Here is an 18,546-nt window from a genome sequence, read left to right on the forward strand (position 1 = left end):
ACCTGCCGCTGCCATTCTGGCCGCGTGCACGATCTGGCCGTCACCGCCGACTCCCTCGCCGACCGGTTCACCCGCTGGTGTGAGCTCGTCGTCGCGCGGCTGCCCCTGGGGTTGGACCGGATCGTCCCGCCGACGTTCCTCGGCTTCGCACTGATCAACAGCTTCACCTTCGGCGTCGACCTGGTGCTGCTCACCATCTTTCACGGGTGGTGGAACTGGCCGGTGCCGGTGTCGATCACGCTGGGCTACATCTGCGCGTTCGGACTCGCCTTCGTCCTCAACCGCACCTTCAACTTCCACTCGCACGCGCCCGTCGGCAGACAGGCCGCGGTGTACGTCGTGGTCGTCCTGATCAACTACCTGGCCTTCATCCTCGGCGTCGGCGGCGGACTCACCGCGCTCGGCCTCGAATACCACCTGTCCCGCCTACTCGCAGGCGCCTGCGAGGCCATCTATATGTACGCCGCCATGCGCTGGATCGTCTTCCGCACACGCCCCGCCGACGCGATCTGACCGCTCCCACATAGCGTTCGCACGCCTCACATAGGCACCGACTATGTGAGGCGTGCGAAAGATGTGTGGAAGCAACCGAACTCGTGCTTCGGGTTTGGAGGCACGACCGGGTAGCGGTTGGTGCCAGGGTGCGGTCGGTGTCGTTCTCTGCCAGTCGAGGTGCGAATGTCAGCGCAGGAGTTCGGGTGCGGCGCCGTCGACGACGACCACCTGGTCGTCGGTGAGCGCCCAGTGGGGGATCCCGGCGGCGCGATACTGGGCCGCGAGCCGGTTGCCGAACCCTTCCGGGTCGGTGGGGGAGTCGACGTGCGGGACGATCCGGTGGTCGACCAAACCCAGCCCGTCCCAACGCGGTTCGACCCCGCACACGGGTTCCACCTCGGCGGGATCGTCCGCGGACTCCAGTCCGTGCAGGTCCGGCGTCAGCAGGCAAGCGCCCGCGCTGTACCCGGCGTAGACGAGCGCGTCGGCTTCGAGCAGCCGCGTCAGTGCGAGATCCGCTCCGCTGCGGGCGAATTGGGCGCGTAGTACGAAGGTGTTGCCGCCGCGCACCCAGATCAGCGGGAACTCGGCGAGCCGATGCTCCAATTCCGTTGCGCGCCCGACGTAATCGCGCAGATCCAGCACCTCCGGCGCATACCCGAGCTTGCGCAACGGAACCAGATCGCTGGTCACCGCCGACGCCCACATGTCGGGCCAGGCGTCGCACGCGTTGGGAATCACGGCGACCCGGCCCGGCGCACCGACCAGCTCGGCGAGCCGGTCCTGATGCTTGCCGAATCGGTAGCTGGCCAGGAAGAGTCGCACCGGCTCAGAGGGTGAACGCGAGGTGGCGAACCACACGGACACCCAGCTCTTCGTTGCCCACGATGGTGATCTCGTCGAGGTGCTCGGCCGCGTTGCACCGACCACCGCCCAGCCGCACGAAAAGTCCCGAGTCCATGGTGATCTCGACGTCTGCCGGACCGTCGAACGAGTCGACGAAGGCGGCGCGCTCGTCCACCGCGATGTGCAGGGTCCGCGGTAGCGCGCCGGTCAGCGTGAAGGTGATCCGCGACCCGGCGGGCGCCTTGCCGAGCTTGGCGACGACCCGCGGCAGCGATCCGGCGAACTCGGCGAACGCCAGCTCGCCGCGCCTGCCGCCCTCGTCGACCCGCACGTCCAGCGCGTCGGCGATGTCGAGTTCGTGCATCCAGCAGTCGAACAGCCGCACCCGCATGAACCGGCCGTAGGGAACCTGGCCGATCGGGGAGACCGTCGGCGTCGTCCATTCGGCGTCGTCCATCTCGGTCAGCGCCTTGCGCCGCCGGTCCATCACCTCGCGGAACAGCTCGAGCAGCCGCGCGCCTGGCATCGGGCGCAGGCGGTCGACCCAGATCTCGTTGAGCACCGCGGTCTCGTTGCGGACGTAGGGCAGCGAACGGACGTCGGTCTTCTCGCGCATCGGATCGTGCGGCGGCGGCTTCTCGCCGAGCAGCCACGATTCGGTGCCGACCACGTGCGCGACGATGTCGAACACGGTCCAGCCGGGCAGCTTCGACGGAGTGCGCCAGCGGTTTTCGTCCAAGTCGGCGACCAGCGCCGCGATGGCCTCCCACTGCTCGGTCAGCAGCGCGGTCAGCTCGGTGCGGTCCAACGTCTGGTCGATCATGCCTGCGTTCCTTCCTCGGTGCCCACGCCGTCGGTGTCGTCCTGGCGTGCCAGCGTCGCGAGTCCCGCCCGGATGGCGGCGGCGGTGCCCTCCGGATCGCTCGGTCTGCGCAGCAGGAAGCCCTTGGCGAAGCTGAGCTTGTCGCCATGCCTACGCGGGACGACGTGCAAGTGGACGTGCGCGACGGTTTGGAACGCGGCCTTGCCGTCGTTCATCACCAGGTTCGCGCCGTCGGCGACGAGACTGCTGCGGCGCATGGCCAGCGCGATCCGGTGCCCGGCGCGGAAGAGTTCCGCGCCGAGATCGGCGTCCAGATCATCCAGTTCCGCCGCGTGCCGCTTCGGCACGACCAGTGTGTGGCCGCGCGCGATCGGGCGGATATCGAGGAACGCGCACAGCAGTTCGTCCTCGTAGACCTTGGTAGCCGGAGCTTCACCCGCCACGATGCGGCAGAAGACGCAGTCGTTCACACCGCGACCATACGGCGTACGAGTGGCGCGGAACACCCCGAATGCCCCGTCGAACATGACCCCCGTCACTCTCGGCCGCGGTCTCGAGCGCCTGACCAGTTCGCTGACGTCGGGGTAAGTAAGGAACCGAAAGGTTCGATCTTGTGGCCCTCACCTGCGCGGACGACCATCGAAGTCGAGCTTTTCGCGTCGAAGCAGCGAGAACGGAGGCAACGACACGGCGCGTCGCGGCGGTGCGAATCCGGCATATGGGCGGAATCCGACCACGTCCTGTGACGGGCATCTCAGCTACGCTCACGGCGAGCCGGGTACAGTTGCGAGGATTTTTGGCGAACTTACTCGTAAGTAACTTCGTCCGGACATCGGTCGGTGGCCAACAGCCAGCACGAGAAGGAAGTCTGACAAGTGGAGACAACGCAAAACGTTGGCGACTCGTCGCCGCGCGGAGCGCGTGTCGGAGTCGTTCGCGAGTCCAACGCGGGCGAGCGGCGTGTCGCATTGGTGCCCAAGATCATTCCGGCGCTGCTGAAGCAGGGCGTCGAGGTGGTCGTGGAAGCCGGCGCCGGACTGGGTGCGCTCATTCCCGACGAGGCCTACGTGGCGGCCGGTGCGACCATCGGCGATCCGTGGTCGGCCGAGGTGGTCGTGAAGGTGGCGCCGCCGAGTGACGCCGAGGTGGCCAAGCTGTCCGGCGGGCAGACGCTGATCGGATTCCTTGCCCCACGCAATGCCGAGAACCAGATCGCGGCGCTGAAGTCGGCCGGTGTGCAGGCCTTCGCGGTCGAGGCGATTCCGCGTATCTCGCGCGCGCAGGTGATGGACGCGCTGTCCTCGCAGGCGAACGTCGCCGGGTACAAGGCGGTGCTGCTGGCGGCTTCGGAGTCGACCCGCTTCTTCCCGATGCTGACCACCGCGGCGGGCACGGTGAAGCCCGCGACCGTGCTGGTGCTCGGCGTGGGTGTCGCGGGTCTTCAGGCGCTGGCGACGGCCAAGCGCCTCGGTGGCCGCACCACCGGCTACGACGTGCGTCCCGAGGTCGCCGATCAGGTGCGTTCGGTCGGCGCGCAGTGGCTGGACCTCGGCATCGACGCCGCGGGCGAGGGCGGTTACGCGCGTGAGCTCACCGAGGAAGAGAAGGCCAAGCAGCAGCAGGCGCTCGAGGACGCGATCAAGGGCTTCGACGTGGTGATCACCACCGCGCTGGTGCCGGGTCGTCCCGCGCCGCGGCTGGTGACCGCCGCCGCGGTCGAGGGCATGAAGCCGGGCAGCGTGATCGTGGACCTGGCCGGTGAGACCGGCGGCAACTGCGAGCTGACCGAGCCGGGACAGACCGTGGTCAAGCACGGCGTCACCATCGCTTCGCCGCTGAACCTGCCCGCGACCATGCCGGAGCACGCCAGCGAGCTGTACTCCAAGAACATCGCGGCCCTGCTGGAACTGATGCTCGTCGACGGCAAGGTCGCCCCCGACTTCGAGGATCAGGTTCTCGCGGACTCCTGCGTCACTCGTGAGGTGAACTGATGTATACCGAACTCCTGGCGAACATCGCGATCCTGGTGCTGTCCGGGTTCGTCGGTTTCGCCGTCATCTCCAAGGTCCCCAACACCCTGCACACGCCGTTGATGTCGGGTACCAACGCCATTCACGGCATCGTGGTGCTCGGTGCGCTGGTCACGCTTGGCCGGGTGGAGAACCCTTCGATCGGCATCCAGATCATTCTGTTCGTTGCCGTGGTCTTCGGAACCTTGAACGTGATCGGTGGTTTCGTGGTCACCGACCGGATGCTGGGCATGTTCAAGGCCAAGAAGCCGGTCGCTGAGAAGGCGGGCGAGTAAAGCTATGGACAACCTGGTCAATATTCTCTACATCGTCGCCTTCGCGATGTTCATCTACGGTCTGATGGGCTTGACCGGCCCGAAGACCGCGGTGCGCGGCAACTGGATCGCCGCGGTCGGTATGGGCATCGCGGTGGTCGCGACGTTGATCGCGGTGCGCGACACCAGCAACTGGATCCTGATCGTGGCCGGTCTGGTGCTCGGTGTGGTGCTGGGTGTGCCGCCCGCGAAGTACACCAAGATGACCGCGATGCCGCAGCTGGTGGCCGCGTTCAACGGTGTCGGCGGTGGCACGGTCGCGCTCATCGCGTGGGCCGAATTCCTCGACACCACTGGCTTTTCCAACTTCAAGCACGGTGAAGAGCCGACCGTGCACATCATCGTCGGTTCGCTGTTCGCCGCGATCATCGGTTCGGTGTCGTTCTGGGGCTCGCTGATCGCCTTCGGCAAGCTGCAGGAGATCCTGCCCGGCCGCCCGATCGGTCTCGGCAAGCTGCAGCAGCCGCTGAACCTGTTGCTGCTGCTGGGTTCGATCGCCGCGGCCGTGGTGATCGGCATCGGCGCGGCCGACGGTGGCGCGCCGTGGTTCTGGATGGTGGGCCTGCTGGTCTTCGCCGGCGTGCTCGGTTTGATGGTGGTGCTGCCGATCGGTGGCGCGGACATGCCCGTGGTCATCTCGCTGCTGAACGCGTTGACCGGTCTGTCGGCCGCGGCGGCGGGTCTGGCGTTGAACAACACCGCGATGATCGTGGCGGGCATGATCGTCGGCGCGTCGGGCACCATCCTGACCAACCTGATGGCCAAGGCCATGAACCGGTCCATCCCGGCCATCGTCGCCGGTGGTTTCGGTGGCGGCGGCACCGCGCCCGGCGCGGGTGGCGGTGAGCAGAAGCAGGCCAAGGCCACCTCGGCCGCGGACGCCGCGATCCAGATGGCCTACGCCAACCAGGTCATCGTGGTCCCCGGTTACGGCATGGCCGTCGCGCAGGCTCAGCACGCGGTCAAGGAAATGGCCGAGCTGCTGGAGAAGAAGGGTGTGGAGGTCAAATACGCCATCCACCCGGTCGCCGGTCGGATGCCCGGGCACATGAACGTGCTGCTGGCCGAGGCCGAGGTCTCCTACGACGCGATGAAGGAAATGGACGACATCAACGGCGAGTTCGGCCGCACCGATGTCGCCCTGGTCATCGGCGCCAACGACGTCACCAACCCGGCCGCCCGCGAGGACGCGTCCTCGCCGATCTACGGCATGCCGGTGCTCAACGTCGACCAGGCCAAGAGCGTCATCGTGCTCAAGCGCTCGATGAACTCCGGCTTCGCGGGCATCGACAACCCGCTGTTCTACGCCGATACCACCTCGATGCTGTTCGGCGACGCCAAGAAGTCCGTCGGTGCGGTCACCGAAGAACTGAAGGCGCTGTAAGGCACCAGGTATGCGACCCCCCGTTCCTGTGGAGCGGGGGGTCGCTTCGTTTCCGCGGGGAGTTAATTCGGTGGACGGCGCCGGTCCGACGCGCCGATCATGGGCGGAATGTTGGAACGCAAGGAACCACTGCGGTTGGTCGGGCCCGAGCCGGGGCCGGCCGATCCGGCCGAGAGCCTGCGGTGGTCCGTCGCACTGGATTCGTACTACTCGCCGCGCGATGTGCTCGACGTGCTCGCGCTGACCCCGTTCGTGCAAGGCGAACAGGGTCGCTACCGCAAGAAGCAGCTCGAACGCGTGCGCGCCGACGCGCCACTGCGTCCCTCGGGTTCGCGGATCGCCCGCGCCATCGAGGAGGACAACAGTCGCTCGATCCTGGTGGTCGGTGACGGCTGGACGTTGCGCGCGGACCGTTGGGCCGACCGTTCCGCCGTCGTCGAGGTCACCGCCGTCACCGACGAGCTGGCCAACGACGTTCTGGCCGAAGCGATCCGGGACGCCGAGGAGCCGTCCGAGGTGGTGGACGGCATCGAGATGGGGTTCTGGTACCTGCACCCCCAGCAGGGACCGCGGCGACGCCAAAGCGACATCGAGACACCGGTTTGGCCGGACATCCGCCGCAACTACCCGGACGCGGCCGCGGCCACGCTGGATCGGCTGATGGCGCTGTCGCCCAAAGATATTCGCGGTCGGCTGCTGTTGCTGCACGGACCGCCCGGTACCGGAAAGACCACGGCGCTGCGCGCGCTGGCCCGAGCGTGGCAGCCGTGGTGCCAGGTCGACTGCGTGCTGGACCCGGACATGCTGTTCAGTCAGCCCGGCTACCTCATGTCGGCCGCCACCGAGGTCGACGACGAGCGCCGCCGCTGGCGCCTTCTGGTGCTGGAGGACTGCGACGAGCTCATCCGTGCCGAAGCGAAAGCCTCGGCGGGTCAGGGGCTTTCGCGTCTGCTGAACCTGACCGACGGGATGCTCGGCCAGGGCCGTGACGTGCTCGTCGCCATCACCACCAACGAGGACCTGTCCCGCCTGCACCCCGCCGTCACCCGGCCCGGCCGCTGCCTGGCCCAGCTCGAGATCGGCCGCCTCTCCGCGACCGAAGCGCGGCGCTGGCTCGGCGACCACCCCGCCCCGATCCCCGACGACGGCTTCTCGCTCGCCGAACTCATTGCCCTGCAAGGCGGTGCACCTCGCCTCGACGCCACCGCCCCCGAACCGGAGTCGGGGATGTACCTGTAGCCGGTTGTCGGCGGTATCCGCTCGCCCGCAGCCGGTACCGTCGAACTGGTGCCAGCCAAAACGGTCGATGGTCGAACACGCGCGGCGCGGGGCGCGGTGTTCACGGTATTCGGGTTGAACGGTGTCCTGCTGGCGATGTGGGTCGTGCACATCCCGGTGATCACCGATCGGACGGGCGTCTCGCACTCGACGCTGGGGATGTTCATCCTGCTCATGGCGGGCGCGGGCATTGTCGGCATGCGCATCGCGGGCCCGCTCGCCGACCGGTTCGGCAGCAGGCGGCTGGTGGGTGCGGCCGCGCTCATCGCCTCGATAGCCGTGCTCGGACCGGGGTTCGCGACCGGTCCGGTGTGGCTGGCGGCGGCGCTGGCCTGTTTCGGCTTCGGCAACGGCGCGCTGGACGTCTCGATGAACGCCCAGGCGGTGCAGGTCGAGCGGGCCTACGGGCGTCCGATCATGTCGGCGTTCCACGCCCTGTTCTCCGGCGGCGGACTGCTTGGCTCCCTGCTCGGCGCCGCCGCACTCCGCGCGGGCTGGGACGTGCGGGTGACGCTCGTTTTGGCCTCGGCGGCTTGTGTCGCGCTGGTCGTCGCGAGCGTGCCGCGTCTGCTGGTCGACCCCGCCGCGCGCCGGCGACCCGAACCGCCCAGCTCGGAAATCATCGGCCCGGCGCACACCGAGGCCGCGGCCGAGGTGCCGGAACCCGGGCACGGGCGCAAGGTGCTCGCGCTGGCCGCCATCGCGTTCGCCGTCCTGCTCGCGGAAGGCGTCGCCGCCGACTGGAGCACCCTGCAGATGCGCGAGCACCTCGGCGTCGACGAAGCCACCGCCGCGCTGGCGTTCGGCGCGTTCTCCGTGACCATGACCGCGGGTCGCTTCGCCGCCGACCGCGTCAGCGGCGCGTTCGGCCGGGTCGCCGTGGTCCGCTACGGAACGCTGCTCGCCGCCCTCGGCCTCGGCACCATCATGCTGTCGCCCTTGGCACCGCTGACCCTCGTCGGCTGGGCGCTCTGCGGCCTCGGCCTGTCCGGCAGCGTGCCCCAGATCTTCACCGCCGCAGGCAATCTCGGCACCGGCAGCGCCGCAACCGACATGTCGCGCGTCTTCGGCCTCGGCTACTTCGGCCTGCTCGCGGGGCCCGCCGTCATCGGCTGGCTCACCGAACTCGTCCCGCTCACCGCCGCCATGCTCGTCCCACTCGTCGCGGTGCTCCTCTGCTGCTGGAAGGCGGGCGTCGTCGCCCCGGCCGCGGTCGAGACGCACCGCGACAGCAGGGCCACAGACGACGCTCGCTGATCCTGCCGATGGAGTATCGGGCGGGCTACCGACTCCCTCGGCAACCACCCGCGGGGCCGGTTCGGGACATCGTCGGCCCGGGCTGGTCCGGTCGCGTGGAGCGCGCCGTTGAGCTCCACGCCCGCGGGTGGGTACATTCCACTTCTGACAAGTTCAACAGTTGGACCGCATCCGCTATTCCACGTCGAACGAGCGGATCGCGTCGACCGGCATTGGTCGAGTCGTAGCCCTTCCTGTCCGAATTGCATTGCCCGTCATCACTATTGGGATGTCCTCCTTCGCATCGGCTTCAAGGGGCGGGTCGTTGTGACGGACCCGAACCGTGCCCTCAGCGCACAGCGACCTCCTCCACGGCCCACGCCCCGGTTTCCGCCGTCTCCGCGACGTACGCACCGAAGTCCTTGGCCTCCCTCCCGAGCGCCCGCCGCACACCATCCGTGGTGGGGGAGTTCCGCCCGTCGAGGATCGTGCCGAACAGGTAGTCGAGCAGGCTGACCTCGTCGGCCGGTACCTGGTACTCGGTAAGCCCGGCAACGAATTCCGTGCGGCTGATCGGGATGAACTGGATATCGCGCCCGGTGGCCTTCGCGATCTCGGCGGTCGCCTCGGCGAAGGACAGCGCCCGCGGCCCGGTGAGTTCGTAGATCTCGCCGTCGTGCCCCGGCTCGGTCAGCGCGGCGACCGCCACATCGGCGATGTCGTCGGCGTGCACGAACGGTTCGGGCACGTCGCCGTTGGGCAGTGCGACCGTTCCGGACAGGATGTAGTCCACGAACGCGCCCTCGCTGAAGTTCTGCGCGAAGAAGGCGCAGCGCACCACGGTCCATGCCGACCCGGATTCGCGCACGATCCGCTCGCACTCGAGCGCCTCCGGTTCCCCGCGCCCGGACAGCAGCACCAGCTTGCCCACACCGGCGGTCTTCGCGGCCGCCGCGAACGCCCGGATGACGTCCGGCGCCCCCGGCGCGGCGAGATCCGGCTGGTAGGCCAGGTAGACGGCGTCCACATCGGCGAGCGCCGGTCCCCAGGTGGCGCGGTCGGTCCAGTCGAACGGAATCTCCGCGGAACGGGAACCGATGCGGACGGCGTGGCCGCCCGCCATGAGTCGGGCCGCGACCCGGGAGCCGGTCTTTCCGGTGCCGCCGGTGACGAGGACGAGGGGCTGTCGGCTGTCGTTGTTGTTCATGCTTCGAGTACACCGCCCGGAGCCGAGACGAAACATAGTTCAGCCGCTCATAACCATGCGTGTGCGTCTAGTGTGGAAGACGTGGATGCGCTCGCCAGTCTGCTCGAAGGCCCACGCGCCAGGGGTGCGTTCCTGATGTGTTCGCTGCTGGATCCGCCGTGGTCGTTGCGCATCCAGGACGAGGCGCCGCTCACCGTGCTCTCGATGATCCGAGGCACCGCGTGGATCGTGCCGGACAGCAAGTCGAATTCTGTTCAGGGGAACAAGGTTTCGGCCAAGAGCGAGCCGCGCCAACTGCACGCGGGCGACGTCGCCATCTTCCGCGGCCCGCATCCCTACACCGTCGCGGACGATCCTGCGACGCCGCCGCAGATCATCATCCACCCCGGCCAGGTCACGAAGACTCCCGACGGTGAGATCCTTTGCGAGACACTGAGTCTCGGCGTGCGCCAGTGGGGAACCGATCCCGAGGGCGCGACCATGATGGTCACCGGCACCTACGAGTCCGCCGGCGCGGCGAGTCAGCGGTTGCTGCGCGCCCTGCCGCCGATCGCGGTGCTGCCGCACGGCGATTTCGACAGCCGCCTGCTCGACATCCTCGCCGACGAGGCGACCAAGGATCAGCCGGCCCAGGGCGCGGTGCTCGACCGCCTCCTCGACCTGGTGCTGATCGCCGCACTGCGCGCCTGGTTCGCCCGAAACGACGCACCCGCCTGGTACCACGCCTACAGCGATCCGCTGGTCGGCAAGGCCCTGCGCCTGCTCCAGCACAATCCCGCGCACGGCTGGACCGTCGCGAGCCTGGCCGAGGCGGTCGGCGTCTCGCGCGCCGCGCTGGCCCGGCGGTTCACCGACCTGGTCGGCGAGCCGCCGATGGCCTTCCTCACCGAATGGCGCCTCGCGCTGGCCGCCGACCTGCTCCAGGAGTCGGACGCCACCATCGAGGCCATCGCGCGTCAGGTGGGCTACGGTTCGGCCTTCGCGCTCAGCGCCGCCTTCAAACGCCACTTCGGCGTCAGTCCCCGCGACCACCGGCAGGGCGCCGCTCCCGCTGAGCTATCGTCGGCCGGGTGACGCAGCAGTATCCCGTGCTCTGGCCGATGCCGACCCGGTGGGCGGACAACGACCACTACGGCCACGTGAACAACGTGACGTACTACTCGTATTTCGACACCGCGGTGAACGCCTGGTTGATGCACGCGACTGGCACCGACATCAGGGAGCTGCCCGCGCTCGGCGTTGTCGCGCAGACCTCCTGCCAGTACCTCGGCTCGATCAGCTTCCCGGACCAGCTGCAGGTGGGCCTGCGGATATCCCGGCTCGGCCGCTCCAGCATCACCTACGACCTGGCGATCTTCCGCGACGCCGACGGCTCGCTCGAGCTCGCGGCGACGGGCGTCTTCGTGCACGTCTACGTGGACTCCGAGACACGCAAGCCGGTCGAGATCCCCGAGGTCATTCGCACCGCCGCCGCCGAACTCGTCACCGACTGACGGTTCCTCCGCCTCGCTACCCGCGCAGCGCGCTTTGGAACCGGCGCATGCCAGCCAGCCAGCGGTCGTAGTCGGCGCCCTTGCGGCGGTACATCTCCAGCACCTCCGGGTGCGGGAGGATGAGGAACTGTTCGGCCTCGACTCCGGCCAAGACCACGTCGGCGACCTCGTCGGGCGAGAGGACGGCGCCCGCGGACGTGACCGCCTTGATCGCCATCGCGGCGGCCGCCTCGTCGCCGGGGATCAGATCGCCGTGCAGCAGCTTGGTGTCAACGCCCATCGGGCACACGCAGCTGACCCGAATCCCGTTGTCCCCGTAGGTGACCGAGAGCCATTCGGCGAAGCCGACCGCGGCGTGTTTGGTGACCGAGTACGGCGCCGAGCCGATCTGGGTCAGCAGCCCCGCCGCCGACGCGGTGACGACGAAGTATCCCTCGCCGCGTGCCGCCCACCCCGGGACGAGCAGCCGAGCGGCGCGCACGTGCGCGAGCACGTTCACCTCCAGCGCGGCCGACCACTGCTCGTCGGTGCTTTCCAGTCCGGGACCGCCGCCGATGCCCGCGTTGGCGAAATACAAGTCCACCGGCCCGAATTCGGCCTCGGCGCGATCGATCATGGTCTGCACGACCTTCTCGTCGGAGACATCGCCGCCCACCGATACCGCCTGCGCACCAATGGATTCCGCGACCACGGCGGCCGACTCCCCGTCCAGGTCGGCGACCACGACCCGCGCTCCGCGCTCGGCAAGCCGCCGCGCCAGCGCCGCACCGATACCCGCTCCCGCACCCGTGACGATCGCGACCTTGCCCGAAATCTCCATACCCGCACAGTAACGGGCACGGTGATTCAGCTCGACCCGGCCAGCCGATCCAGCAACGGCGCGGTCCGCGGCCCCACCAGCTCGCGCATCACCAGCGCCATGTTGGTCCGCTCCACGCCGGGAATCTTCAATATCTGTCCGGCGATTCGATACAGGTCGTCGGCGTCCTGGGCGACGACGCGGACGGTGAGATCGGTGAGTCCGGTCATGCCGCACACCTCGGTGACCTCGGGCACTTCGGCGAGTTCGTCCACCACCGAATCCAATTGGTGCTGATCGACGACCACCGCGACGAACGCGGCGAGCGGATAGCCAAGCGCTCTCGGCTGCACCCGCCGCTCGAAACTGCCGAGCACCCCGCTGGCCTCCCAGCGAGACAGCCGCGCCTGCACGGTGTTGCGGGACAGTCCGAGTCGGTTCGCCAGCTCCACGCCCGTCGCCCTCGGATTGGCGACCAGCTCCAGCAACAGGCGAGCGTCGGTGGCGTCCAACGTGGCGTCGACGGGTTCCTTACTGGACATACAACGCAGTATGACACCATCCGGACCCCCCGATTTGAGCATTCTGCTCATCGGTGTACCGGCCACTTGCGCAGACCGCTTTCTCGTGGATGCTGTGAGATAGGACACATATCGCGCTCGGCACAGGATGAGGAGGCGAGCGGTCATGGCGGAGCGGCCCACATACCCGGTGCAGTTGATCCAGCCCGATGGCCGTCGCGTTCTCGATCGTCGGCACGCGGCACTCGTCGCCGATGTCGGCCCGGATCAGCTGCGCGCGCTGTACGAGGACATGGTGGTGAGTCGCCGCATCGACGTCGAGGCGACCGCGCTGCAGCGCCAGGGCCAGTTGGGACTGTGGCCGCCGTTGCTCGGCCAGGAGGCCGCCCAGGTCGGTTCGGCGCGCGCGCTGCACCCCGACGACTACGTGTTCTGCAGCTACCGCGAAGCCGCCGTCGCCTACTGCCGCGGCGTTTCCCCCGCCGAGCTCACCAGGCTGTGGCGCGGCGCGGCGCACTCCTGCTGGGATCCCGGCGCGGTGAACATGACCAACCCGAACATCGTGGTCGGCTCGCAGGGCCTGCACGCCACCGGATACGCCTATGCCGCGAACCTGGACGGCGCCGAGATCGCCACCATCGCCTACTTCGGCGACGGCGCGACGAGTCAGGGTGACATCGCCGAGGCGCTCGGCTTCGCCGCGAGTTGGAGCGCGCCGGTGGTGTTCTTCTGCCAGAACAACCACTGGGCGATCAGCGCCCCCGTGCGGATTCAGAGCGCGACGCCGATCGCGCGCCGCGCCTACGGCTACGGCATGCCCGGCGTGCAGGTCGACGGCAACGACGTGCTCGCCGTGCTCGCGGTGACCAGGCAGGCCGTGGCGCGGGCGCGTTCGGGCGGCGGGCCGTCCTTCATCGAGGCGCTCACCTATCGGATGGGTCCGCACACCACCGCCGACGATCCCACCCGGTACCGCGCCGCGGCCGAGACCGAGGAGTGGAAGCGCCGCGATCCGATCGACCGGGTGCGCAGGCTGCTGGAGCGGGAGGGGCAGTTCGACGAGGACTGGGCGCGGCAAGTCGCCGCCCACGCCGACGACGTCGCGCGACAGCTGCGCGCCGCGACCATCGAGATGCCGGACCCGGCGCCGATGGAGCTGTTCGACCACGTCTACGCGACACCACACTCGCTGCTCGACGAACAGCGGCGAGCGTACGCGGAGTACCTGACCGGCGATCCCGGCGCGTTCTCCGCGCGACCGGAAGGAGCACGCCCATGATCACCACCTTCGCCAACGCGCTGAACACCGGGCTGCGCCGGGCGCTGGAGGACGATCCCAAGGTCGTGCTCATGGGCGAGGACATCGGCAAACTCGGCGGCGTCTTCCGGGTGACGGACACGCTGCAGAAGGATTTCGGGAACAACCGGGTGATCGACACCCCGCTGGCCGAATCCGGCATCGTCGGAACGGCTTTCGGCATGGCGCTGCGCGGGTACCGCCCGGTCTGCGAGATCCAGTTCGACGGGTTCGTCTATCCGGCGTTCGACCAGATCGTCTCCCAGGTGGCCAAGATCCACTACCGGACCAAGGGAAAGGTGGTCGCGCCCATCACGATCCGCATCCCGTTCGGCGGCGGCATCGGTTCGGTGGAGCACCACTCCGAATCGCCGGAGGCCTACTTCGCGCACACCGCGGGGCTGCGTGTGGTGACGCCGAGCAATCCGTCCGATGCGTATCACCTTGTGCGCCAAGCGATCGCCCTGGACGATCCGGTCATCTTCTTCGAGCCGAAGCGGCGCTACTGGGACAAGGGCGAGGTCGACTTCGACGCACCGCCGGAGCTGCCGATGGGCCGGGCCCGGGTCTGCCGCACCGGCGCGGACGCCACCCTCGTCGCCTACGGCGGCACCGTCGCCACCGCGCTCACGGCGGCGAAAATCGCCGCGGAGGAGGGACATTCGCTCGAGGTCATCGACCTGCGCAGCCTCGCGCCGATCGATTTCGACACCATCGAGGAATCGGTCGACAAGACCGGCAGGCTGGTCATCGTGCACGAGGCTCCCGTCTTCGGGGGGCTCGGCGCCGAGATCGCGGCACGGATCACCGAACGCTGCTTCTATCACCTGGAATCGCCGGTGCTGCGCGTCGGCGGGTTCGACATCCCCTACCCCCCGGCTAAGCTCGAGAAGCACCACCTGCCCGACGCCGATCGCATCCTCGCCGCGGTCGACCGTTCGCTCGCCGCCTGACCGCCGACCCGATCCGAGAGGCGCCCCGTGGAAGACGACGGCCACGTTCTGGAATTCCGGCTCCCGGATCTCGGGGAGGGACTCGCCGAGGCCGAAGTGGTGTCCTGGTCGGTGGGTGTCGGCGACAGCGTCGAGCTGAATCAGACGATCGCTGAGGTCGAGACCGCCAAGGCCGTTGTGGCGTTGCCCTCGCCGTTCGTGGGACGGGTCGAGGAGTTGCTCGCCCAGCCGGGGGACACGGTCGCGGTGGGCGCGCCGCTGATTCGGGTGCGGGTGGAGTCGCCGCCCGCCGCCGGACCGGGGCCGGTCCCGTCGTCGACCCCAGCCGACGAGACGCCACCCTCGGAAGGCAACGGCCGCGCGTCGGTGCTGGTCGGTTACGGACCGGAAGGCGAAGCCGAGTCGAGGCGACGCAGGCCAGCGCCGGAGGGACGCGCCGCGGCAACGCCCGCCGCCCGCAAACTGGCCAAGGAACTCGGCATCGATCTGTGGTTCGTCGCGGGTTCCGGCCCGGACGGAGCGGTGACGGTCGACGACGTGCGCGGCGCCGTGCCCGTCTCGCAACCCCGAACCGCCGCTCCCACAACAGACATCGCGCCCGCGAACCGCCCCGCGCCGACGGTGACCGAGCCGAACGCCGGCGTGATCCGTCCGGCGGTGCGCGAGGAGCGGGCGCCGATCACCGGCATCCGCAAGCGCACCGCGGCGGCCATGGTGGCGAGCGCGCGGACGATTCCGCAGGCCAGCGTCTTCGTCACCATCGACTGCACCGCGTCGATGGAACTGCTCGACCACCTGCGCACCACCAAATCCTTTGCGGGACTGACGCTCACGCCGCTGGCGCTGGTCGCCAAGGCGACACTGGCCGCCATCGCGGAATTCCCGGGCGTCAACGCCTACTGGGACGAGGCGAATCAGCAGATCGTCACCAAGCACTACGTGAATCTCGGCATCGCGGTGGCCACCGAGCGCGGCCTGCTCGTGCCGAATCTCAAAGAGGCGCAATCGCTGAGCCTGCGCGACCTGTGCCGCGAGATCGGCTGGCTCGCCGAGACCGCGCGCTCCGGCTCGGCGACCCCGGCCGACCTGCGCGGCGGCACCTTCACCGTCACCAACGTCGGCGTCTTCGGCGTCGACACCGGTGTTCCGCTGGTCAATCCCGGCGAGGCCGCGATCCTGTGTCTCGGCTCGATCCGCAAGCGCCCCTGGGTCTTTCGCGACGAACTCGCCGTCCGCTGGGTGACCACCCTCGGCCTTGGTTTCGACCATCGCATGATCGACGGCGAACTGGCCGCCCGCTTCCTCGCGACCACCGCGGGCTTCCTGGAAGACCCGCTCACCTTGCTCAGCCGGATGTAGCCCGCGTATCCAGCAACCGGCGCACGATCAGCCCGGCGAGCAACGCCCAGAAGGCGGCACCGATGCCGAGGAAACCGACGCCGGACGCGGCGATCGCGAAGGTGATCACCCCCGCCTCCCGGTGCTGGTCGGAGCGTAGAGCGCCCGCGAGTGCCGCCGCGAGCGTCGCAAGCAGCGCCAGCCCGGCCACCGTTTCCAACGTTCCCTCCGGTGCGGCGGCCACCAGGGTGACGAGCGCCGCGGAGCCGAGCGCGAGCAGCAAATAGGCGACCCCCGCGGTGCAGGCCGCGATCCAGCGGCGCTTGGGGTCCGGGTGGGCGGCGGGCGCGGCGGACAGGGCGGCGCTGATCGCGGCGAGGTTGATGGCGTGACCGCCCGCCGGTGCGCCGAGGATGGTGCCGACACCGGTGACGGTCATCGCCGCGCGCCACGGCACCCGATAGTCGAACGACCGCATCACCGCGGTGCCCGGAATGTTCTGCGAGGCCATGGTGACGATGTAGAGCGGGATCGCGATGCCGATCATCGCTTGCCAATTCCACTGCGGCAGAGCCAGTTCCACCGTCGGAGCCATGGCGGCGAGGTCGAGTTCGCGGTGCTCGACCACAATGCTCACCGCGGCGCCGATGGCGGCGACGACGAACGCGGCGATCACCGCCCAGCGCCGCGCGAAACGCTGGAGGGCCAACCACACCGCGATCACCGGCACCACCACCGCCGGGCTGGTCGCCACCGCCTCGACCGGCGCGAGGCACATCGGCAACAGCACGCCCGCCAGCATGGCCTGCGCGATCTCGACCGGAATCGCGGCGACCAGGTTCCCCAGCCGCTGCCACAGCCCCGTGATCACGATCAGCACTCCGGTGAGTGCGAACGCCCCGAGCGCGGCCTGCCAGCCGCCCGCGATCGTGCCCGCGCCCGCGAGCAGCGCGGCGCCGGGCGTCGACCAAGCCAGCGTGATCGGCATCCGGTAGCGGTAGCTGAGCAGGATGATCCCGATGCCCTGGGTGACGCACAGCGCGAGGAGCCCGGACGCGGCTTGAGCCGCGGTGGCACCGACCGCGGTCAACCCGCTCAGCACCACCGCGAACGAACTGGTGAACCCGACGAGCGCCGTCACCGCGCCCGCCCCGAGCGGCTGCGCGAGCCCGGCGGCGGGCGCGTCCCGCGACGCGGGATCGAGGTCGGGAAGCGCGGAAACTCTGGACATTGTCCGGATACTGCCGCTGGTCGGACGGCGTGTCACCGGCCAGTGCCGGAAAACTGGACCGACTTCCTACCTCCGCCTTCGTTGCGGCTATCCGCGGTTTTCGACGGACTACGTCCTGCGGTGTCCACTAAGGTGAGTGGGTCGGCGCGCGAGAGAAACTGGACGAGGAGCTGGGTTGAGCGCGGTACTGATCTCTGTGGGGGAACTTCGGGAAGCATTGGCGGACAAGCGGGTCCGCTTGCTCGATGTGCGGTGGGCGCTGGGCGACCCGGACGGGCCGCAGCACTATCTGGAGGGGCACATTCCCGGCGCGGTCTTCGTCGATATGGAGACCGAGCTGGCCGCGCCGCCCTCACCCGCCCGCGGGCGACATCCTCTTCCCGATATCGCGCAGCTGGAGAAGTGCGCGCGCAGCTGGGGGATCCGCACCGGCGACCCGGTGGTCGTCTACGACGCGACCGGCGGCATGGCCGCGGCTCGCGCCTGGTGGCTGCTGCGCTGGGCGGGCATCGCCGACGTGCGCATCCTCGACGGCGGCCTGCCCGCATGGACGAACGCGGGCGGCGAGCTCGCCGCGGGCGCCGAACCCGATCCGGAACCCGGCGACGTCGAACTGCGGCCCGGCCAGCTGCCGGTGGTCGACGCCGACGCCGTCGCCAAGTGGAAGGGCGTGCTGCTCGACGCCCGCGCGGGCGAGCGGTATCGCGGCGAGATCGAGCCGGTCGACCCGAAAGCCGGACACATCCCCGGCGCGGTGAGCGCGCCGACCGCGGAGAACCTCGCCGCGGACGGACGTTTCCGCGCCGCGGCCGAATTGCGCGAGCGCTTCGCCGGTTTCGGCTCCGGCCCGGTCGCGGTGTACTGCGGTTCCGGTGTCACCGCCGCCCACCAGGTCGCCGCGCTCGCGGTCGCGGGCGTCGAGGCCGCGCTGTACCCGGGCTCCTGGTCGCAGTGGTCGAACGATCCCAAGCGACCAGTCGCCACGGGCGCGTAGTACAGCTCGGGAAGGTCACGGGACACGGCGACCCGACCCCGAACGGGCGCGACACTTCGCGTGCGACGTCCGTCGCGCCGGGTCTGGGTGCGTGCAGGTTCACCTTCACGGGCACGTGCGTCCGGTGTCGGCTGTAGCGGCGGGGTTCGGTGCCGCGCATGCTCACCGGCACGTGCGTCCGATGTCGACCGTGGCCGGGGCTCGGGTCGCGCGGTTCGCGAGCACGTGCAGGCGGTGTCGACCGAGTGCGTCCAGAATGGTCCGCGCGGCAACCGACCGAAGGCCACCTCCATCCCGCCAGACCGAC

General features: G+C 69.3%; 19 protein-coding genes. 12 read left to right on the forward strand and 7 right to left on the reverse strand.

All coding sequences use genetic code 11. The features are described from left to right. Positions 1–24: 24 nt before the first annotated feature. Entirely contained in the window at positions 25–513 is a 489-nt protein-coding gene (locus CRP45_RS24335; protein WP_372508050.1) for a GtrA family protein, read from the forward strand. Positions 514–681: 168 nt separating this feature from the next. On the opposite strand, the gene CRP45_RS24340 is transcribed toward CRP45_RS24335, so the two are convergent. Genes CRP45_RS24340 through CRP45_RS24350 form a run of 3 tightly spaced genes read right to left on the reverse strand, consistent with a single transcriptional unit; the run spans position 682 to position 2,634 of the window. Continuing rightward, positions 682–1,320, reverse strand: a complete 639-nt coding sequence (locus tag CRP45_RS24340) for a Type 1 glutamine amidotransferase-like domain-containing protein (RefSeq protein ID WP_097247126.1) — start codon at positions 1,318–1,320, stop codon at positions 682–684. Between the two features lie 4 nt (positions 1,321–1,324). Next, a complete protein-coding gene (locus CRP45_RS24345) occupies positions 1,325–2,164 on the reverse strand; it encodes a maleylpyruvate isomerase family mycothiol-dependent enzyme (RefSeq protein ID WP_097247127.1) in 840 nt (279 codons plus the stop codon). Beyond that, positions 2,161–2,634 carry an HIT family protein gene (locus tag CRP45_RS24350; protein ID WP_097247217.1) on the reverse strand — a complete coding sequence of 158 codons (474 nt, stop codon included), beginning with the start codon at positions 2,632–2,634 and terminating at the stop codon, positions 2,161–2,163. Before CRP45_RS24350 ends, CRP45_RS24345 begins: the two co-directional genes overlap by 4 nt. A gap of 405 nt (positions 2,635–3,039) precedes the next feature. Here CRP45_RS24350 and CRP45_RS24355 point away from each other — a divergent pair, with 405 nt between their 5' ends. From CRP45_RS24355 to CRP45_RS24375, 5 genes are all read left to right on the forward strand, one after another. Further along, positions 3,040–4,155, forward strand: coding sequence for a Re/Si-specific NAD(P)(+) transhydrogenase subunit alpha (locus CRP45_RS24355; protein ID WP_097247128.1), 1,116 nt, complete (start codon positions 3,040–3,042; stop codon positions 4,153–4,155). Then, positions 4,155–4,469 carry an NAD(P) transhydrogenase subunit alpha part 2 gene (locus CRP45_RS24360; protein ID WP_067787671.1) on the forward strand — a complete coding sequence of 105 codons (315 nt, stop codon included), beginning with the start codon at positions 4,155–4,157 and terminating at the stop codon, positions 4,467–4,469. Before CRP45_RS24355 ends, CRP45_RS24360 begins: the two co-directional genes overlap by 1 nt. Positions 4,470–4,473: 4 nt before the next feature. Next, on the forward strand, positions 4,474–5,892 hold the full coding sequence (locus CRP45_RS24365; RefSeq protein ID WP_097247129.1) for an NAD(P)(+) transhydrogenase (Re/Si-specific) subunit beta: 1,419 nt from the start codon (positions 4,474–4,476) through the stop codon (positions 5,890–5,892). Between the two features lie 108 nt (positions 5,893–6,000). Continuing rightward, a complete protein-coding gene (locus tag CRP45_RS24370; RefSeq protein WP_245910380.1) occupies positions 6,001–7,131 on the forward strand; it encodes a DUF5925 domain-containing protein in 1,131 nt (376 codons plus the stop codon). Between the two features lie 48 nt (positions 7,132–7,179). Next, positions 7,180–8,427: an MFS transporter gene (locus CRP45_RS24375; protein ID WP_245910382.1), complete on the forward strand. Its 1,248-nt coding sequence runs from the start codon at positions 7,180–7,182 to the stop codon at positions 8,425–8,427. Positions 8,428–8,755: 328 nt separating this feature from the next. On the opposite strand, the gene CRP45_RS24380 is transcribed toward CRP45_RS24375, so the two are convergent. Further along, positions 8,756–9,613: an NAD(P)H-binding protein gene (locus CRP45_RS24380; RefSeq protein WP_097247132.1), complete on the reverse strand. Its 858-nt coding sequence runs from the start codon at positions 9,611–9,613 to the stop codon at positions 8,756–8,758. An 81-nt stretch (positions 9,614–9,694) separates the two neighbouring features. Between CRP45_RS24380 and CRP45_RS24385 the strand changes: the two genes are divergently transcribed. After that, positions 9,695–10,687, forward strand: a complete 993-nt coding sequence (locus tag CRP45_RS24385) for an AraC family transcriptional regulator (RefSeq protein WP_067787879.1) — start codon at positions 9,695–9,697, stop codon at positions 10,685–10,687. Between the two features lie 26 nt (positions 10,688–10,713). Then, on the forward strand, positions 10,714–11,106 hold the full coding sequence (locus tag CRP45_RS24390) for an acyl-CoA thioesterase (protein ID WP_174554840.1): 393 nt from the start codon (positions 10,714–10,716) through the stop codon (positions 11,104–11,106). Positions 11,107–11,122: 16 nt separating this feature from the next. Here the strand turns inward: CRP45_RS24390 and CRP45_RS24395 are convergent, their stop codons facing one another. Both CRP45_RS24395 and CRP45_RS24400 read right to left on the reverse strand, forming a co-directional pair. Further along, entirely contained in the window at positions 11,123–11,926 is an 804-nt protein-coding gene (locus tag CRP45_RS24395; RefSeq protein WP_097247133.1) for an SDR family oxidoreductase, read from the reverse strand. 26 nt (positions 11,927–11,952) lie between these two features. Continuing rightward, positions 11,953–12,447, reverse strand: coding sequence for an Lrp/AsnC family transcriptional regulator (locus CRP45_RS24400; protein WP_067787660.1), 495 nt, complete (start codon positions 12,445–12,447; stop codon positions 11,953–11,955). A gap of 145 nt (positions 12,448–12,592) precedes the next feature. Between CRP45_RS24400 and pdhA the strand changes: the two genes are divergently transcribed. The 3 genes from pdhA to CRP45_RS24415 are packed head-to-tail and all read left to right on the forward strand — an operon-like array spanning position 12,593 to position 16,035. After that, positions 12,593–13,705 (forward strand): pyruvate dehydrogenase (acetyl-transferring) E1 component subunit alpha, encoded by a 1,113-nt coding sequence (pdhA, locus tag CRP45_RS24405; RefSeq protein WP_097247134.1) that lies wholly within the window; start codon positions 12,593–12,595, stop codon positions 13,703–13,705. After that, positions 13,702–14,676, forward strand: coding sequence for an alpha-ketoacid dehydrogenase subunit beta (locus CRP45_RS24410; RefSeq protein ID WP_067787657.1), 975 nt, complete (start codon positions 13,702–13,704; stop codon positions 14,674–14,676). Before pdhA ends, CRP45_RS24410 begins: the two co-directional genes overlap by 4 nt. A 27-nt stretch (positions 14,677–14,703) precedes the next feature. Then, positions 14,704–16,035, forward strand: coding sequence for a dihydrolipoamide acetyltransferase family protein (locus tag CRP45_RS24415; protein ID WP_097247135.1), 1,332 nt, complete (start codon positions 14,704–14,706; stop codon positions 16,033–16,035). Here CRP45_RS24415 and CRP45_RS24420 read toward each other — a convergent pair. Then, on the reverse strand, positions 16,022–17,245 hold the full coding sequence (locus CRP45_RS24420; RefSeq protein WP_097247136.1) for a benzoate/H(+) symporter BenE family transporter: 1,224 nt from the start codon (positions 17,243–17,245) through the stop codon (positions 16,022–16,024). The two genes, CRP45_RS24415 and CRP45_RS24420, sit on opposite strands and share 14 nt — an antisense overlap. A 175-nt stretch (positions 17,246–17,420) precedes the next feature. On the opposite strand from CRP45_RS24420, the gene CRP45_RS24425 reads away from it, so the two are divergent. Further along, positions 17,421–18,239 carry a sulfurtransferase gene (locus CRP45_RS24425; RefSeq protein WP_097247137.1) on the forward strand — a complete coding sequence of 273 codons (819 nt, stop codon included), beginning with the start codon at positions 17,421–17,423 and terminating at the stop codon, positions 18,237–18,239. Positions 18,240–18,546: the final 307 nt, after the last annotated feature.

It is taken from the genome of Nocardia amikacinitolerans, from assembly GCF_900215415.1.
GTDB lineage: Bacteria > Actinomycetota > Actinomycetes > Mycobacteriales > Mycobacteriaceae > Nocardia > Nocardia amikacinitolerans.